The sequence below is a fragment of the Microvirga sp. 3-52 genome, from assembly GCF_018383585.1.
Taxonomy (GTDB): Bacteria; Pseudomonadota; Alphaproteobacteria; order Rhizobiales; family Beijerinckiaceae; genus Microvirga.
Genome location: NZ_JAHAMK010000012.1, coordinates 116,798 through 130,477 on the forward strand (window position 1 = coordinate 116,798; position 13,680 = coordinate 130,477).

Consider the following 13,680-nt stretch of genomic DNA (forward strand, 5'->3'; position numbering starts at 1 on the left):
CCTGACTGCCAGAGGGTGCGACTCCCCTGACCTGTCAGAACCGTATCCGGTCTCCTTCGACCGACGCCTCGGGCGCGTCCCTCGTGAGACCAGACCTCCAACCCATAGCCAAGCTTAGGACGATTGTCAAGAACAAAGCGAGAACATGCTATGCCGTGTCCACCCACCCTCCGGCACCGGGCTGACCCATGTCCTATACCAAGAGCTTATTCTGGGAATATTGACTTCCCAAAACGTTTTGGAGATCTAATTAAGGACACAAGGAGAACTCTGAATCCTGTGTCGAACCTGAAGCTTCTCGCGCGATCGCTCGGCCTGTCGATCACGACGGTGTCGAGAGCCCTCGACGGCTATTCCGATGTGGCACCCGCGACCCGCGAGCGCGTTCAGGCGGCAGCCCAGGCCATGAATTACCGGCCGAACCCAGCCGCCCGCAGCCTGCGGCGGCGCAGGGCCGAGGCCGTCGCCGTGACCCTGCCGACGGAGCCGGGTCGGTTCGGACCTCCCATCTTCCTGAACATGCTGGCGGCCTGCGGACAGCGACTCGCCGAGGACGGCCTCGACCTGATGCTGCTGCCGACCGCCGGGCGTGCGGGCGAGATGGATACCTACCGGCGGCTTCTGGACGGACGGCGCGCCGATGCGGTGATCGTGGTGCGCACAAGGCTCGACGATGAGCGCGTCGGCTTCCTGAAGGAACGCGGCATCCCCTTCGTCACCCATGGCCGCACCGCCCGATCGGAGGAGCACGCCTTCATCGACGGCGACGGCGAGGCCGGCTTCCGGGACGCCGCTCGACAGCTCGCGGCGTCCGGCCATCAGCGGATCGCTCATATCGCGGCTCCGCAGGATCTGACCTTCGCCCATCTGCGCCGCAAGGGCTGGCTGGCAGCTCTCGACGAGGCCGGCTCCCCGGACCGGCTCGAATACACGGCACAACCGACGGAGGCCGGCGGCTATGAAGCCACGCAATGGCTGCTTCGGCAGGATACCCCGCCCACCGCTCTCCTGTGCGCCACCGACAGCATGGCGATCGGTGCCTTGAGCGCGCTGAAGGAGCGCGGCTTCACCGCCGGACGCGAGATCGCCGTGATCGGCCACGACAATCTGCCCTCCGCCGCCTTCACCGATCCCCCGCTCTCGAGCATGGAGATCGCGGCTCCCGATGTGGGCCGGCAACTGGCGGAGATGCTGATTGCGCGGCTCGGCGGGCGCGACGGCCGCGAGCTGCAAACCATTCTGCCGGTTCGGCAGGTTCCGAGGGCGACCCACGGGCCGGCGAACTGAGTCCGATGCCCTCGACCTTCCGGCCCCGGGTCGAGCGGCACCAAGAAGGGACCGATGGAGGAAGGACATGACGCATCCTGTATCGCTTCGCGCCATTGCCGCCGCGGCAGCCCTTTTCGGAGGGCTCACCGTCGCGCAGGCGCAGGAAACGATTTTTTACTCGACACAGCTTCGTCCCATCGAGGAAGCGACCAAGGTCCGCGAGGTTCTGCTGAAAGGTCTTCCGGGCAAGACGACCTATGTGGTGGACGAGCCGCCTGCCTTTGCCGTTCGCATGAAGGCGGAGACGCAGGCGGGCAAGCGCACGGCAAGCGTCGTCGGCGCGCTGCACGGCGAGTTGCAGCCGCATGTTCCAGCCGATCTCCAGCCGGTCGACGATGTCGCCGCGAAGCTGACCGATCGCGGCATTCCCGCGAGCCTCATGGATCTCGGCAAGCTCGGCACGGGGCAGCAGCAATACATCCCGTGGATGCAGGCCACCTACGTGATGGTCGCCAGCAAGCAGGCGCTGCAATATCTGCCGGCCGGTGCGGACGTAAACACCCTCACCTATGCGCAGCTGCAGCAATGGGGCAAGAACATCGTCGACAAGACCGGCCAGCGTCGCCTCGGCTTCCCGGCCGGCCCGACGGGCCTCCTGCCGCGGTTCTTCCAGGGCTATTTCTATCCGTCCTTCACCGGCGGCGTGGTGACGACCTTCAAATCGGCCGATGCGGAGGCCGGATGGAACGCGCTGAAAGAATTGTGGGCCGTGTCCAACCCCAACTCCACCAACTACAACTTCATGCAGGAGCCGCTTCTGGCCGGGGAGGTGTGGATCGCGTGGGATCACATCGCCCGCGTGAAGGAAGCGCTCACCCTGCAGCCCGACCAATTCGTCGCCTTTCCGGCGCCGGCCGGTCCGAAGGGACGCGGCTACATGCCTGTGATCGCCGGTCTCGCCATCCCGAAGGATGCACCGAACCGCGCAGGCGCCGTGGCGGTGATCGAGCACATGACGAAGCCTCAGACGCAGCTGGCGACGGCGGCGGAAGTCGGCTTCTTCCCGGTCGTGAAGGCGGAGCTGCCGCCGGATCTCGCGCCCGGCATCAAGGCGCTCGCAGGCGCGGTCGCCGCGACGCAGAACGCGAAGGATGCGCTCGTCTCGCTCCTGCCCGTGGGCCTCGGCGCCAAGGGCGGCGAGTTCAACAAGGTCTATACGGACACCTTCCAGCGCATCGTGCTGCGCAACGAGCCGGTCAAGGACGTGCTCGAAGCCCAGGCGAAGGTCCTCGACGCGCTCATGAAGGAAACCGGCGCGCCCTGCTGGGCTCCGGACAAGCCGAGCCAGGGCGCCTGCCCGGTTCAGTAACCTGACACCTGAGCCCGGCGGATAAGGCTCCGCCGGGCCGTCCCCTTGCGAGTGGAGCGGCTCCATGCCTGCGCGCACATCCTGGATTCCCTATGCGCTGATCGCGCCCTCGGTCGTCTTTCTCGGCGCGCTCTTCCTCGTGCCGCTCGTGCAGACGGTCTGGCTGTCGTTCTCCGCCGGGGAAGGACTGTCGCTGGACAACTATCAGCGCATGGCCGGCGACCTGAACTTCTCGCTCGCTGTCAAGAACACGTTCCTCCTGACGCTTGTGGTCGTGCCGCTCCAGGTGGTGCTGGCGCTTGGCATGGCCACCATGGTGACGAAACTCGACAAGGGCCGCGACCTGGTCCTGTGGGTGCTCACCATACCCCTCGGCATCTCGGACCTCGCAGCCGGTCTCGCCTGGCTCGCCCTGCTTCAGAACACCGGCTACCTGAATTCCGCGCTCTACGCCCTTGGGGTCATCCAGGGGCCTGTCGGCTGGCTCTCGCAGGAAACCCCGGTCGCCCTGTTCTTTGCCATCGTGCTTGCCGAACTCTGGCGCGCCACCGCCATCGTGCTGGTGATCCTGATCGCGGGCCTGCAGCTGATCCCGAAGGAGTTCGCGGAAGCCGCCGAGATCTTCGGGGCGAAACCCTGGACGCGCTTCACCAGGATCACGCTGCCGCTTCTGAAGCCCAGCCTGCAATCGGCGCTGATCCTGCGCACGGTGCTCGCCTTCGAAGTCTTTGCCGTCGTCTATGCTTTGGGCGGGCGCAATTTCCCGGTTCTCGCCGGTGAGGCCTATGTCTGGCAGAACGACAACCAGAATTACGGCGTTGCCGCTGCCTATGCGGTGCTCATCATGGCGATCTCGCTCGCCGCGACCGCCGTTTATCTGCGCGTGCTGAGGACGCGTCCGGAGCAGCTCTCATGACAACCAGCGCCGCCGACCTCAAACCAGTCTCGACCAGGCAGAGCATGGCACTTCCATCTGCCCGGCGCCTGCTTCTCTGGACGGGGCTTGCGGTGCTCATCGCCTGGGTGCTGGTGCCGATCTATCTCGTGGCACTCGGCGCCTTCGGCGGCCGGCTCGGCGTGTTCCGCTGGCCGAAATCGATCTGGCCCACGGACCTGTCCTTCGCGGCGATGAGCCAGTTCCTCGCCATCGAGGGCGTGTTCAACGCCCTGGTCAATTCGCTCATCGCCGCCGGACTGACGGTGGTGTTCTCCATCGCGCTCGGCGCTCCCGCCGGCTATGCGCTGGCGCGCTATACCTTCCGCGGGCAGAACGCCTATCGCCTGCTCGTTCTCCTCACCCGCGCGTTCCCGCTCGCCATCCTGGCGCTGCCGCTCACGGTCTCGTTCATCCGCCTGGGGCTTTACGACACGCCCTTCGGCGTCTCGCTGATCCACACGGTGCTGGCCCTGCCCTTCGCGGCGCTCGTCACGCAGAGCCTCTTCATGGGCATCCCGCGCGAATACGAGGAAGCCGCCTGGGTGTTCGGCTGCACACGCTTCCAGGCCTTCATGAAGGTGGTTCTGCCGCTGGCCCTGCCGGGACTTGCGGCAACCGCCATCTTCGCCTTCGTAATCTCGTGGAACGAGGTGTTTGCCGCTTCGATCCTCACCGTGCGCGAGCGGACTCTCACCGCCTATCTGCTGCGTATTCTGGCCGAGAGCCCGCTCCATTACCGCTTCGCCGGCGGCTTCATCCTCATCATCCCCTCCGTGCTCTTCATCTTCGCCGTGAGACGATATCTCTTCGCGGTGTGGGGCATCGCGAGCAAATAACGGATCACCTCATGGCTGACATCGTCATCGACCGCGTCGTCAAGGAATTCGGCTCCTTCCGCGCCCTGCAGGAAGTCTCGCTTACCGTCAATGACGGCGAGTTCGTGGCCCTGCTTGGGCCCTCGGGCTGCGGCAAGACCACGCTTTTGCGCATCATCGCCGGTCTCGAGACGCAAACCGCCGGCCGCGTCGTCATCGGCGGGCAGGACGTGAGCAACCTCGCGCCGCGCAAGCGCGGTCTCGCGATGGTGTTCCAGAACTACGCCGTCTTCCCGCACATGACCGTGTTCGAGAATGTCGCCTTCGGGTTGCGGATGCAGAAGGCTTCGCAGGCGGAGGTGAAGCGCAAGGTCGAACGCGCGGCGGCCCTGCTCCACATCGAGAGCTATCTCGACCGCTATCCGGCGAAACTCTCGGGCGGCCAGCGTCAGCGCGTGGCGGTGGCCCGTGCGCTCGCCGTCGAGCCCGCCGTGCTGCTCATGGACGAGCCGCTTTCCAACCTCGACGCGCTCCTGCGGCTCGAGATGCGCACGGAGCTGAAGGCGGTTCTGCGCGAAGCCGGGACCACCACGATCTACGTGACGCACGACCAGACCGAGGCCATGGGCCTCGCCGACCGCATCGCCGTGATGTATGGCGGCAAGATCGACCAGATCGGTGCGCCGCTCGAGATTTACGCAACGCCTGCGACCCGCTTCGTCGGCGGCTTCATCGGCTCGCCGCCGATGAACTTCATCAAGGTGCAGTGCAGCCAGGGCCAGGCTCGGATCGGCGACGCCGCGCTGCCATGTCCGTCGACTGGCAAGGACCTGGAGCTCGGACTGCGCGGCGAGGATGCGGCCCTCAGCGCCAACGGCTCCGGCATCCCCTTCGATGTGCGCGTCGTGGAGCCCATGGGCTCGCACCTGCTGCTGACGGGTGCCATCGACGGCCAGCCAGCCCGCATCGTCGCACCGCCGACGGCAAAAGTGAGTGCCGGCGAGCGCGTGGGCCTGACCGTCGATCCCGCGCGCGTGACCTGGATCGACAGCACCACCGGGCGCGCCCTCGCCCGGGTCTGAACTGTGAATTGAAGGACATTCGAAATGACCATGCTTCCGAAGGAAGAGGCGGCGCGCGCCATTCTCGCGCGCAACGATCGCGGCGGATACACGGTGCCCACCGACCGCCTCTATCCGTTCCAGTGGAACTGGGATTCCGCCTTCGTGGCCATGGGCTTCGCGGTCTTCGACGTGGACCGGGCCTATCGCGAGCTGGAGCGCCTCGTCGAGGGCCAGTGGGACGACGGCATGATCCCGCACATCGTATTTCATGCGCCCAGCGACACCTATTTTCCCGGTCCGGACGTCTGGGGCACGCGGCACCGCATTCCCACGTCCGGCATCACGCAGCCGCCGGTCTTCGGCATGGCCCTGCGCCACGTGCACGAGGCCGCTCTCGCCAGCGGCCTGGCAGGCGTGACGGAGCGGACGAAGGCGCTGTTCCAGGCGGCCTTGCGTTCCCATCGCTGGTGGCTCTCCGCCCGCGATCCGGACGGGCTCGGCCTCGTGTCGATCCTTCACCCCTGGGAGAGCGGCAGCGACAACTCGCCCGCCTGGGACGAGGCGCTCGCCCGCGTGCCGACCACCACGACGTCCACGATCCGCCGCAAGGACACGGGGCATGTGGACGCCTCCATGCGTCCGCGCGACGAGGATTATCAGCGCTTCATCCATCTCGTCGATACCTATCGCGATTGCGGCTGGGATCCGCAGCGGCAATGGACGGCCGCGCCCTTCAAGGTGGCCGACGTGCAGATGACTGCCATTCTGGCGCGTGCCACCGCTGACCTGATGCATCTGGCCGAGAGCCTGGGCTCGGACGATGAGAAGGCCGAACTTGCGCGGATGCACGGGAGGCTGCGCGACGGCCTCGCCCGGCGCTGGCGTCCGGGGCTTTCGCGGTTCGTCTCCCTCGACCTGATCTCAGGGCGCGACATCGAGGCACCGACGCAGGCGGCCTTCATCCCTCTCGTGGCCCTGAAGCTCGACGAGGCTCAGCGGAAGGCCGTCACGGCAGAGATCGAACGCTGGCTCGACGGCATGGCCGTCGGCGTTCCCTCGGCGCCATCCTTTTCGGCCGCCTTCGAGCCCAAGCGCTATTGGCGTGGCCCGGTCTGGGCCGTGATCANTCGGCGTTCCCTCGGCGCCATCCTTTTCGGCCGCCTTCGAGCCCAAGCGCTATTGGCGTGGCCCGGTCTGGGCCGTGATCAACTGGCTCATCTGCGACGGCCTGCGCCTGAACGGCTCCGAGGATCTCGCCCGCCGGGTCGAGCAGAATACCGTCCGCGCCATCGAGAACGCCGGCTTCTGCGAGTATTTCGACCCGAGGACCGGCGAGGGCCTGGGCGGAGATACCTTCTCCTGGACGGCCGCCGCCTACATGGTGCTCGGCCGGAGGATCTGAACCTTAAGCATCAAAGGGACGGCTGCGGTCGCGGATCTGCGCCCGCGGCCATCGGCAAAGCAGCCTGTGACCAACGCGGCAAGACGCCGAAGCGTCGGCCCCGCGGCTTGGGACGGGCCGCCATGGGCGGCCAGATTGCCCAGGCTCGGTCCGAGTTCTCTGAACGGCTTTCTGAATTCATTCAGTCAGGAAGATAATTGGCAATCATATCAGTCGCTTAGCTCTAATCAGATCATAATATTTTCCATATTTTCGTCTCAAAATTCATTTGAATTTGCATTTAATGTTCATTTTATGCAATATTATGAGCTATGGCCCATGATCCCAAACCGCGCGCTGCCATGGCGACCCTTGCTGTTGACGGGCGGCAACACCGAATCGTCGATCTTCCGGCAGCACTTGGTGCCGATCTCGAACGGTTGCCGCATATCCTGCGGATCATGCTGGAGAATGTCCTCCGCAATGCCGGCGACGACGCTCCGCGGGCCAGCGCGGCGGTTCTGAAGTGGCTTGGGACCGGACGCAGCGAGGAAGAGATCCCGTTCCTGCCCGGCCGGGTCATGATGCACGACACCACCTGCGGCCCGGCGCTGGTGGACATCGCCGGCATGCGCGACGCTTTGGCAGAGGCCGGGCACGATCCGGCTCGGCTCAATCCCGTGTTGCCCGTGGATGTCTCGACCGACCATTCCCTGGGTGTCGACGTGTTCGGCTCGCCCGATGCGCTCCGGCGCAACATGGAGCGCGAATACGGGCGCAACGCCGAGCGCTACCGCTTCATGAAATGGGCCACGCGGGCGCTGACCGGCTTCCGCGTCCATCCGCCCGGCACCGGCATCATGCACACGCTCAATCTCGAGCGCCTGGCGAGCGTCGTCACCACCGCCGAGCGCGACGGCGTGTCCTGGGCCGTGCCCGATACGCTCATCGGCACGGACAGCCACACCCCGATGATCAACGCCATCGGCGTGCTCGGCTGGGGCGTCGGCGGGCTGGAAGCCGAGAGCGTCTTCTTCGGCATGCCGGTGATGATCCGGGTGCCGGAGATCGTCGGCGTGCGACTCACGGGGCGCTTGAAGCAGGGTGTGCTCGCAACCGATCTGGCGCTGACGGTCACCGAGCGCCTCCGGCGCATCGATCTCGCGGATCGCTTCGTCGAGTTCTACGGCGAGGGCGTCTCGACGCTCTCCGCCGGCGACCGCGCCGTCATCGCCAACATGACTCCGGAATTCGGCGCCAATTCCGGCTTCTTTCCCATCGACGATCAGACGCTGCGTTATTTAAGCGAAACGGGCCGCAGCGCCGAGCACATTCGCCTCGTGGAGCAATACGCTAGGCGGCAGGGGCTCTGGTTCGACCCGAAAGCCGCACCACGCTTCACGGACACGATCGAGATCGATCTTGACGAAGTCGAGGTCAGCCTCGCCGGTCCGCGCCGGCCGCAGGACCGCATTCCAGCTGGAACAACGGTCGAGGCACTCGCGCCGATGCTCGCCGGCCGTTCCGAGGGGGCATCGGGCGAGCGGCCCGGCAACGGTGCCGTCGCCATCGCGGCGATCACAAGCTGCACCAACACATCGGACCCGCGCCTCCTGGTCGCCGCAGGCCTCGTGGCCCGCAAGGCACGCGCCGCCGGTCTCACGCCGCCGGCCTGGGTGAAGACCTCGCTCGCGCCGGGCTCGCCGACCGCCGAGCGCTATCTGCGTCGAGCCGGGCTGCTGGACGATCTGGAGGCGATCGGCTTCGGCATCGTCGGCTATGGCTGCACCACCTGCATCGGCAATTCCGGCCCCCTGCCTGCCGTCATCGAACAAGCCATGACGGAGCGCGGCATCGTTCCGGTCGCCGTTCTGTCAGGCAACCGCAACTTTCCGGGCCGCGTGCACCCGCAGCTCGAAGCCGGCTTCCTGGCCTCGCCTCCCCTCGTTGTCGCCTTCGCGCTGGCGGGCGACGTCAACCGCAACATCCTGACCGATCCGATCGGCCTCTCGTCATCCGGCGGGGAGATCGGGCTCGCCGATCTCTGGCCGACCGGCGACGAGATCGATGCGGCCCTGGCCCAGGCAATCGATTCCGCCGATTACGGGCCCTCGTACGACGAGGCCGAGGCCAGCGAGACCTGGCGGGCGCTCGATGCTCCGGCCACCGATCTCTTTCCCTGGGATCCCGGCTCGACCTATATCCGGCGCCCGCCCTTCGCGGGCTTCGGCAAGGGTACGCTGCTGGGCACCTATGCGGCGCATCCGCTGCTCGTGCTCGGCGACGACATCACCACCGACCACATCTCTCCGGCCGGTCAGGTCCCGCAAGTGGGCGAGGCGGCCGAGTATCTGGTCGAGCGGGGCGAGAACCGCCGCGATCTGAACGTGTTCGCGTCTCGCCGCGGCAACTGGGAAGCCATGGTCCGGGGCCTGTTCACCAACAGGTCCGTGCGCAACCTGCTCGACCCGCAGATCGCGCCGGGCTTCACGATCCATGTGGGCTCGGGCGAACAGATGCCCCTGTTCCTGGCCGCCGAGCGCTATGCCGCCGAGGGCGCCCCCGTGGTCGTGGTGGCGGGTGAACGCTACGGGATGGGATCGTCGCGCGATTGGGCGGCGAAAGGTGTGGCGCTTCTCGGCACACGGGCCGTTCTGGCCTCGGGCTTCGAGCGCATCCATCGCTCGAACCTCATCGGCATGGGCATTCTGCCTCTGCGCCTCCCCGTGGAGCGGCATCCGGGCACCCTGCACCTGCGCCCCGGCGATCAAATCCTCATCGAGGCCGATGCCGCGGCCATCAGTCCGCGCTGCCCGGTGCCTGTCACGGTCCGGCGCGCGGCAGGGACGCGCGAGACCTTCATCGCCATCGCAGCCATCGAGACCGGCCTCGAGGTCGAGATCCTGCGCAGCGGCGGCATCATCCCCCTGATCCTGCAGCGTGTCGTCAACGCGGAGAGCACAAGCCGCGAGACGCCTGCACCAGACTTCACCGGTTCCGGTGAAAGCACCCGGCGAGAGGCCTCGCCGAACATCAGACGCTGAGCGGCACAACCCGCTCTGCGTTCACCATCTCACGCAACCTTAAGGGAGGAACTCGTGAGCCACTTCAGCAGGACACTTCGCGGCGTTGCCGTTGCAGCCCTGACGCTCGTCGCGTCGTCGGCCTTCGCGCAGCAGGAACTCAAAATCATCGCTCCGGCGGGACCCGGCGGCGGCTGGGACTCCGCCGCCCGCTCCATCCAGCAGGTGCTGACCCAAACGGGCCTCGCCAAGAGCGTTCAGGTCACCAACGTGACCGGCGCCGGCGGCACCATCGGCCTGGCGCAGTTCGTCAACAACGGGAAAGGCGATCCGAACCAGCTCATGGTCAACGGCATCACCATGATCGGCGCGATCCTGAGCAACAAGTCGCCGGTCGGGCTCGATCAGGTCATCCCCATCGCGCGCCTGACAGGCGATCCACTGGTCATCGTGGTGCCGGCGAATTCGCCGATCAAGACCGTTCAGGAACTCGCGGCCGCTGCAAAGGCCGATCCAGCCAAGGTGACCTGGGCCGGCGGCTCCGCAGGCGGCGCCGACCACATCCTCGCAGCCCTGTTCACCAAGGCAGCCGGCTCCGATCCGTCGAAGGTCAACTACATCGCCTTCTCGGGCGGCGGCGAGGCCCTGGCGGCCATGCTCGGCGGTCGCGTGACGGCCGGCGTCTCCGGCTACGGCGAGTTCGAGAGCCAGATCAAGGCCGACAAGCTGCGGGCGCTTGCCATCTCGTCCGGCAAGCGCCTGGCCGGCGCCGACGTGCCTACCCTCAAAGAGCAGGGCATGGATGTGGAGGTCGTGAACTGGCGCGCGATCATGGCTCCTCCCGCCATCACGGCGGACCAGAAGAAGGCCCATGCCGAGACCATCGACAAGCTGGTCAAGTCGAAGGAATGGGCCGAGATCCTGAAGCAGCGCGGCTGGGAAGACTTCTATCTTGCCGGTGCGCCGTTCGAGACCTTCCTCAAGGAAGAACAGACCCGTGTCGGCGACGTCCTGAAGTCGATCGGCCTCGTGAAGTCCTGACGATACCGGCCGGGAGATCGGACTTCAATCTCCCGGCCTGCTCCTGCAGACGCCGATGTGCGGTGCTATACCGATGGGAATCGCGTAGAGGAAAAGCGGCTCCCAATGGCGAAGTCAGGTTTTTCGATGAGTTTGCCCACCAGTGAACGTTCAGCCGGCAGCAAGCGGGAAATGACCGACGGGCTCGCCGTTCAGATCTTCGACCATATCCGGGGGGCCGGGCTGGCTGTGGGGACGCACATCACCGCCCAGGAACTGGCGGAGCGGTTCAGCGTCTCCCGCTTTCCCGTGGGGCAGGCCCTGCAGCTCCTCGCGGAGAAGGGCGTTCTCATCCATGAGCGCAACCGCGGCTATTTCGTCTCCGATGCGAAGGCCCCCTCGGCGGAGGCCCTGGGCCTGGCCAGGAGGGACGATACCTCCGAGGTCTATTTCAGGATCGCCGAGGATCACCTTCACGGCCGCCTGCCCGATCCGGCCTCGGAGGCCTACCTCAAGGAAACCTATGCGGTCACGAAGGCGCAGCTGAACACGGTTCTCAGCCGGATCGCCCAGGAAGGCTGGGCCGAGCGCCGCCCCGGCTACGGCTGGTCCTTCTCGCCCATGCTCACGACCCCGGAGAGCCTCGAGCAGACCTATCGTGTCCGCCTGGCTCTCGAACCCGCTGCGCTGCTGGAACCGACCTACCATCTCGACCCTGAGACGGCGGCCCGCTGCCGAGAGGCGGAACTGCGGCTTCTCAATGGGGCCATCGAAACGGACAGCGCCGACGCCCTGCACGAGCGCGGCGTCCGCTTCCACGAGGCGATCATCGGAGCCTCCGGCAATCCGTTCTTCCTGGAAGCGGTCCGGCGCATCAACCGCGTCCGCCGCCTGCTGTCCTATCGTTCGATGATCGACCGCAAGCGCTATCGTCAGCAATGCGAGGAACACCTCCAGATTCTCGAACTCCTGGAGCGTGAGCGGAACGAGGACGCCTCACAGGCCCTCCGGCGCCACTTGGAGCACACCATCGAGAATCTTCAGGAGATCAGGCCCATTCTGACCCGTTGAGGACGGCCGATTGGAAGGTGACGGAGGAGCATTTGAACCGGCTCATGGACAAGCCGGTGTCCTATAGCGGAAGGCTGGATCACGCTTGAGTTGCGTTCCTTGGGACTACCCGGAGACATCGAACTCGCCCTCCACGCGGTTGAGGCTGCCAGCCATGTTCCTCACTCGTCCGCAGAATGTCCAGGAAGGAGTTCCTGCCGTGCTTCTGATGTCATCATCGGAGCGTTCGGTTCTTTATGGATTTGTTCAGATGGGATTTGTTCCGACCTCTTAGTCCCCGCTGCCGGGCCCCGGGTGTATTCAAGCATGCAAGGGGATCTTCCATGTCGCCTCTGGGTCGATTTTTTTGAAAAATTCCTGAGCTTGGGCCGAAAGCTGGCTGCGATCAGGAAGTTCTTCCAACTCACCAGATCCTGAGCGGTGATCCGGGCACCTCGTCGTGCTTGAGGAGCGCCTTCAGCTCCTTGAATGCCCGCTTCCATTCATCCCAGGCCGAAGCGCTTGGATCGAGCCGGATCTCCAAAGAGGGTGAGGCTATCGAGGGTCGCGTCAGGATGAAAGGAAATCGGCCTCCAAGATTGCTCCCAATATCAGTGTCCCGAAATCTGCTGGCTTGGGTTATCCCGGTAGGCTCTAGGCCAGGTGTCATGCACCGCCTGGGCAAGCTCATGAGCTTCCCGCTCCGAGACGGTCTTGGGACCGGCGCGCAGGTTCTCCCACTGCGCCTCCAAATCGGTCAGCGCCTTGAGATGCTCGCGCTTCGCCGTTTCGGAATCTTTGGTCCTGAGGCTGAGCTTGACCTCTCACGTGCCGGCGATGGGCGGAAGGTTGTCGGAGACGCCCTTACGAAGTCAGTGAATTCCGGTTTTGGAATGCTTCCAGGGACGTGTCATCGCAAGTGTCATGTGTACCACTCGGGTAGCTTCAAGCGCATGATTTATAGGGACTTCTTGCGGATCAATCCTTTAAGGGACTGTTGGTGCCCAGGAGAGGGTTGTACCTTTGCACCTAGTACGTCAGCAGAATCAAAGACTTATCACGCCCATGAATTGCTCCTGTGTATCACCGCTGTGTAGTTCCGTCGAGCCATCGTAGGTCACAAACACGGCCCTGACGGGGGTGATCGCCGTCGACCTACCAAACCTTATGACAAAAGGCCCCGGAGTGATCCGGGGCCTTTCCAGTGAGACTGATGAAGCAGGACTTAGAAGTCCATGCCACCCATGCCGCCACCCATGCCGCCACCTGGCATCGCCGGAGCGGATTCCTTCTTCGGAGCCTCAGCAACCATGGCTTCGGTGGTGACGAGCAGACCAGCAACCGATGCTGCATTCTGCAGAGCCGTGCGGACGACCTTGGCCGGATCGACGATGCCAGCCTGAAGCAGATCCACGAACTCTTCCGTCTGGGCATTGAAGCCGAAGGTGTCGGACTTGGTGTTGTCGTTGATCTTACCGACCACGGTGGAGCCCTCAACGCCGGCGTTCTCGGCGATCTGACGGATGGGAGCCTCAAGCGCGCGCAACACGATCTTGATGCCGGCCTGGACGTCCGGGTTGTCGGTGGTGAGCTTCGCAACCGCAGCCTTGGCGCGCAGCAGGGCCGTGCCGCCGCCGGGAACGATACCCTCCTCGACTGCCGCGCGGGTCGCGTGCATCGCGTCGTCCACGCGGTCCTTCTTCTCCTTGACCTCGATCTCGGTCGAACCGCCGACGCGGATCACCGCGACGC

General features: G+C 65.4%; 9 protein-coding genes and 1 pseudogene. 9 read left to right on the top strand and 1 reads right to left on the bottom strand.

What is annotated here, in order from left to right; genetic code table 11:
• Nucleotides 1-279: 279 nt before the first annotated feature.
• The 9 genes and pseudogenes from KHP60_RS11950 to KHP60_RS11990 all read left to right on the top strand — a co-directional run bounded on the left by KHP60_RS11950 (nucleotide 280) and on the right by KHP60_RS11990 (nucleotide 11,949).
• The gene (locus tag KHP60_RS11950) at nucleotides 280-1,287 is read left to right on the top strand and encodes a LacI family DNA-binding transcriptional regulator (protein WP_213564325.1); all 1,008 of its coding nucleotides are present in this window, start codon (nucleotides 280-282) and stop codon (nucleotides 1,285-1,287) included.
• A 67-nt stretch (nucleotides 1,288-1,354) separates the two neighbouring features.
• Nucleotides 1,355-2,638: an extracellular solute-binding protein gene (locus KHP60_RS11955; protein ID WP_213564327.1), complete on the top strand. Its 1,284-nt coding sequence runs from the start codon at nucleotides 1,355-1,357 to the stop codon at nucleotides 2,636-2,638.
• 64 nt (nucleotides 2,639-2,702) lie between these two features.
• Nucleotides 2,703-3,554: a carbohydrate ABC transporter permease gene (locus KHP60_RS11960; RefSeq protein WP_213564329.1), complete on the top strand. Its 852-nt coding sequence runs from the start codon at nucleotides 2,703-2,705 to the stop codon at nucleotides 3,552-3,554.
• 44 nt (nucleotides 3,555-3,598) lie between these two features.
• Nucleotides 3,599-4,411 carry a carbohydrate ABC transporter permease gene (locus KHP60_RS11965; protein ID WP_213564361.1) on the top strand — a complete coding sequence of 271 codons (813 nt, stop codon included), beginning with the start codon at nucleotides 3,599-3,601 and terminating at the stop codon, nucleotides 4,409-4,411.
• 11 nt (nucleotides 4,412-4,422) lie between these two features.
• Nucleotides 4,423-5,472, top strand: a complete 1,050-nt coding sequence (locus tag KHP60_RS11970; protein ID WP_213564331.1) for an ABC transporter ATP-binding protein — start codon at nucleotides 4,423-4,425, stop codon at nucleotides 5,470-5,472.
• Between the two features lie 24 nt (nucleotides 5,473-5,496).
• Nucleotides 5,497-6,856, top strand: a pseudogene (locus tag KHP60_RS11975) (MGH1-like glycoside hydrolase domain-containing protein).
• A 311-nt stretch (nucleotides 6,857-7,167) separates the two neighbouring features.
• Nucleotides 7,168-9,879 carry an aconitate hydratase AcnA gene (gene acnA, locus KHP60_RS11980; protein ID WP_249688705.1) on the top strand — a complete coding sequence of 904 codons (2,712 nt, stop codon included), beginning with the start codon at nucleotides 7,168-7,170 and terminating at the stop codon, nucleotides 9,877-9,879.
• Between the two features lie 54 nt (nucleotides 9,880-9,933).
• Nucleotides 9,934-10,899: a tripartite tricarboxylate transporter substrate binding protein gene (locus KHP60_RS11985; protein WP_213564333.1), complete on the top strand. Its 966-nt coding sequence runs from the start codon at nucleotides 9,934-9,936 to the stop codon at nucleotides 10,897-10,899.
• 171 nt (nucleotides 10,900-11,070) lie between these two features.
• Nucleotides 11,071-11,949: a GntR family transcriptional regulator gene (locus tag KHP60_RS11990; protein WP_213564335.1), complete on the top strand. Its 879-nt coding sequence runs from the start codon at nucleotides 11,071-11,073 to the stop codon at nucleotides 11,947-11,949.
• 1,204 nt (nucleotides 11,950-13,153) lie between these two features.
• On the opposite strand, the gene KHP60_RS11995 is transcribed toward KHP60_RS11990, so the two are convergent.
• A partial coding sequence (locus KHP60_RS11995; RefSeq protein WP_283770697.1) for a TCP-1/cpn60 chaperonin family protein occupies nucleotides 13,154-13,680 on the bottom strand: 527 nt, incomplete at its 5' end.

Excerpts from the sequence above, each read along its gene's own strand:
- KHP60_RS11955 (WP_213564327.1), top strand. The coding sequence starts at position 1,355 with ATGACGCATCCTGTATCGCTTCGCGCCATTGCCGCCGCGGCAGCCCTT.
- KHP60_RS11960 (WP_213564329.1), top strand. The coding sequence starts at position 2,703 with ATGCCTGCGCGCACATCCTGGATTCCCTATGCGCTGATCGCGCCCTCG.
- KHP60_RS11965 (WP_213564361.1), top strand. The coding sequence starts at position 3,599 with ATGGCACTTCCATCTGCCCGGCGCCTGCTTCTCTGGACGGGGCTTGCG.
- KHP60_RS11970 (WP_213564331.1), top strand. The coding sequence starts at position 4,423 with ATGGCTGACATCGTCATCGACCGCGTCGTCAAGGAATTCGGCTCCTTC.
- acnA (WP_249688705.1), top strand. The coding sequence starts at position 7,168 with ATGGCCCATGATCCCAAACCGCGCGCTGCCATGGCGACCCTTGCTGTT.
- KHP60_RS11990 (WP_213564335.1), top strand. The coding sequence starts at position 11,071 with ATGACCGACGGGCTCGCCGTTCAGATCTTCGACCATATCCGGGGGGCC.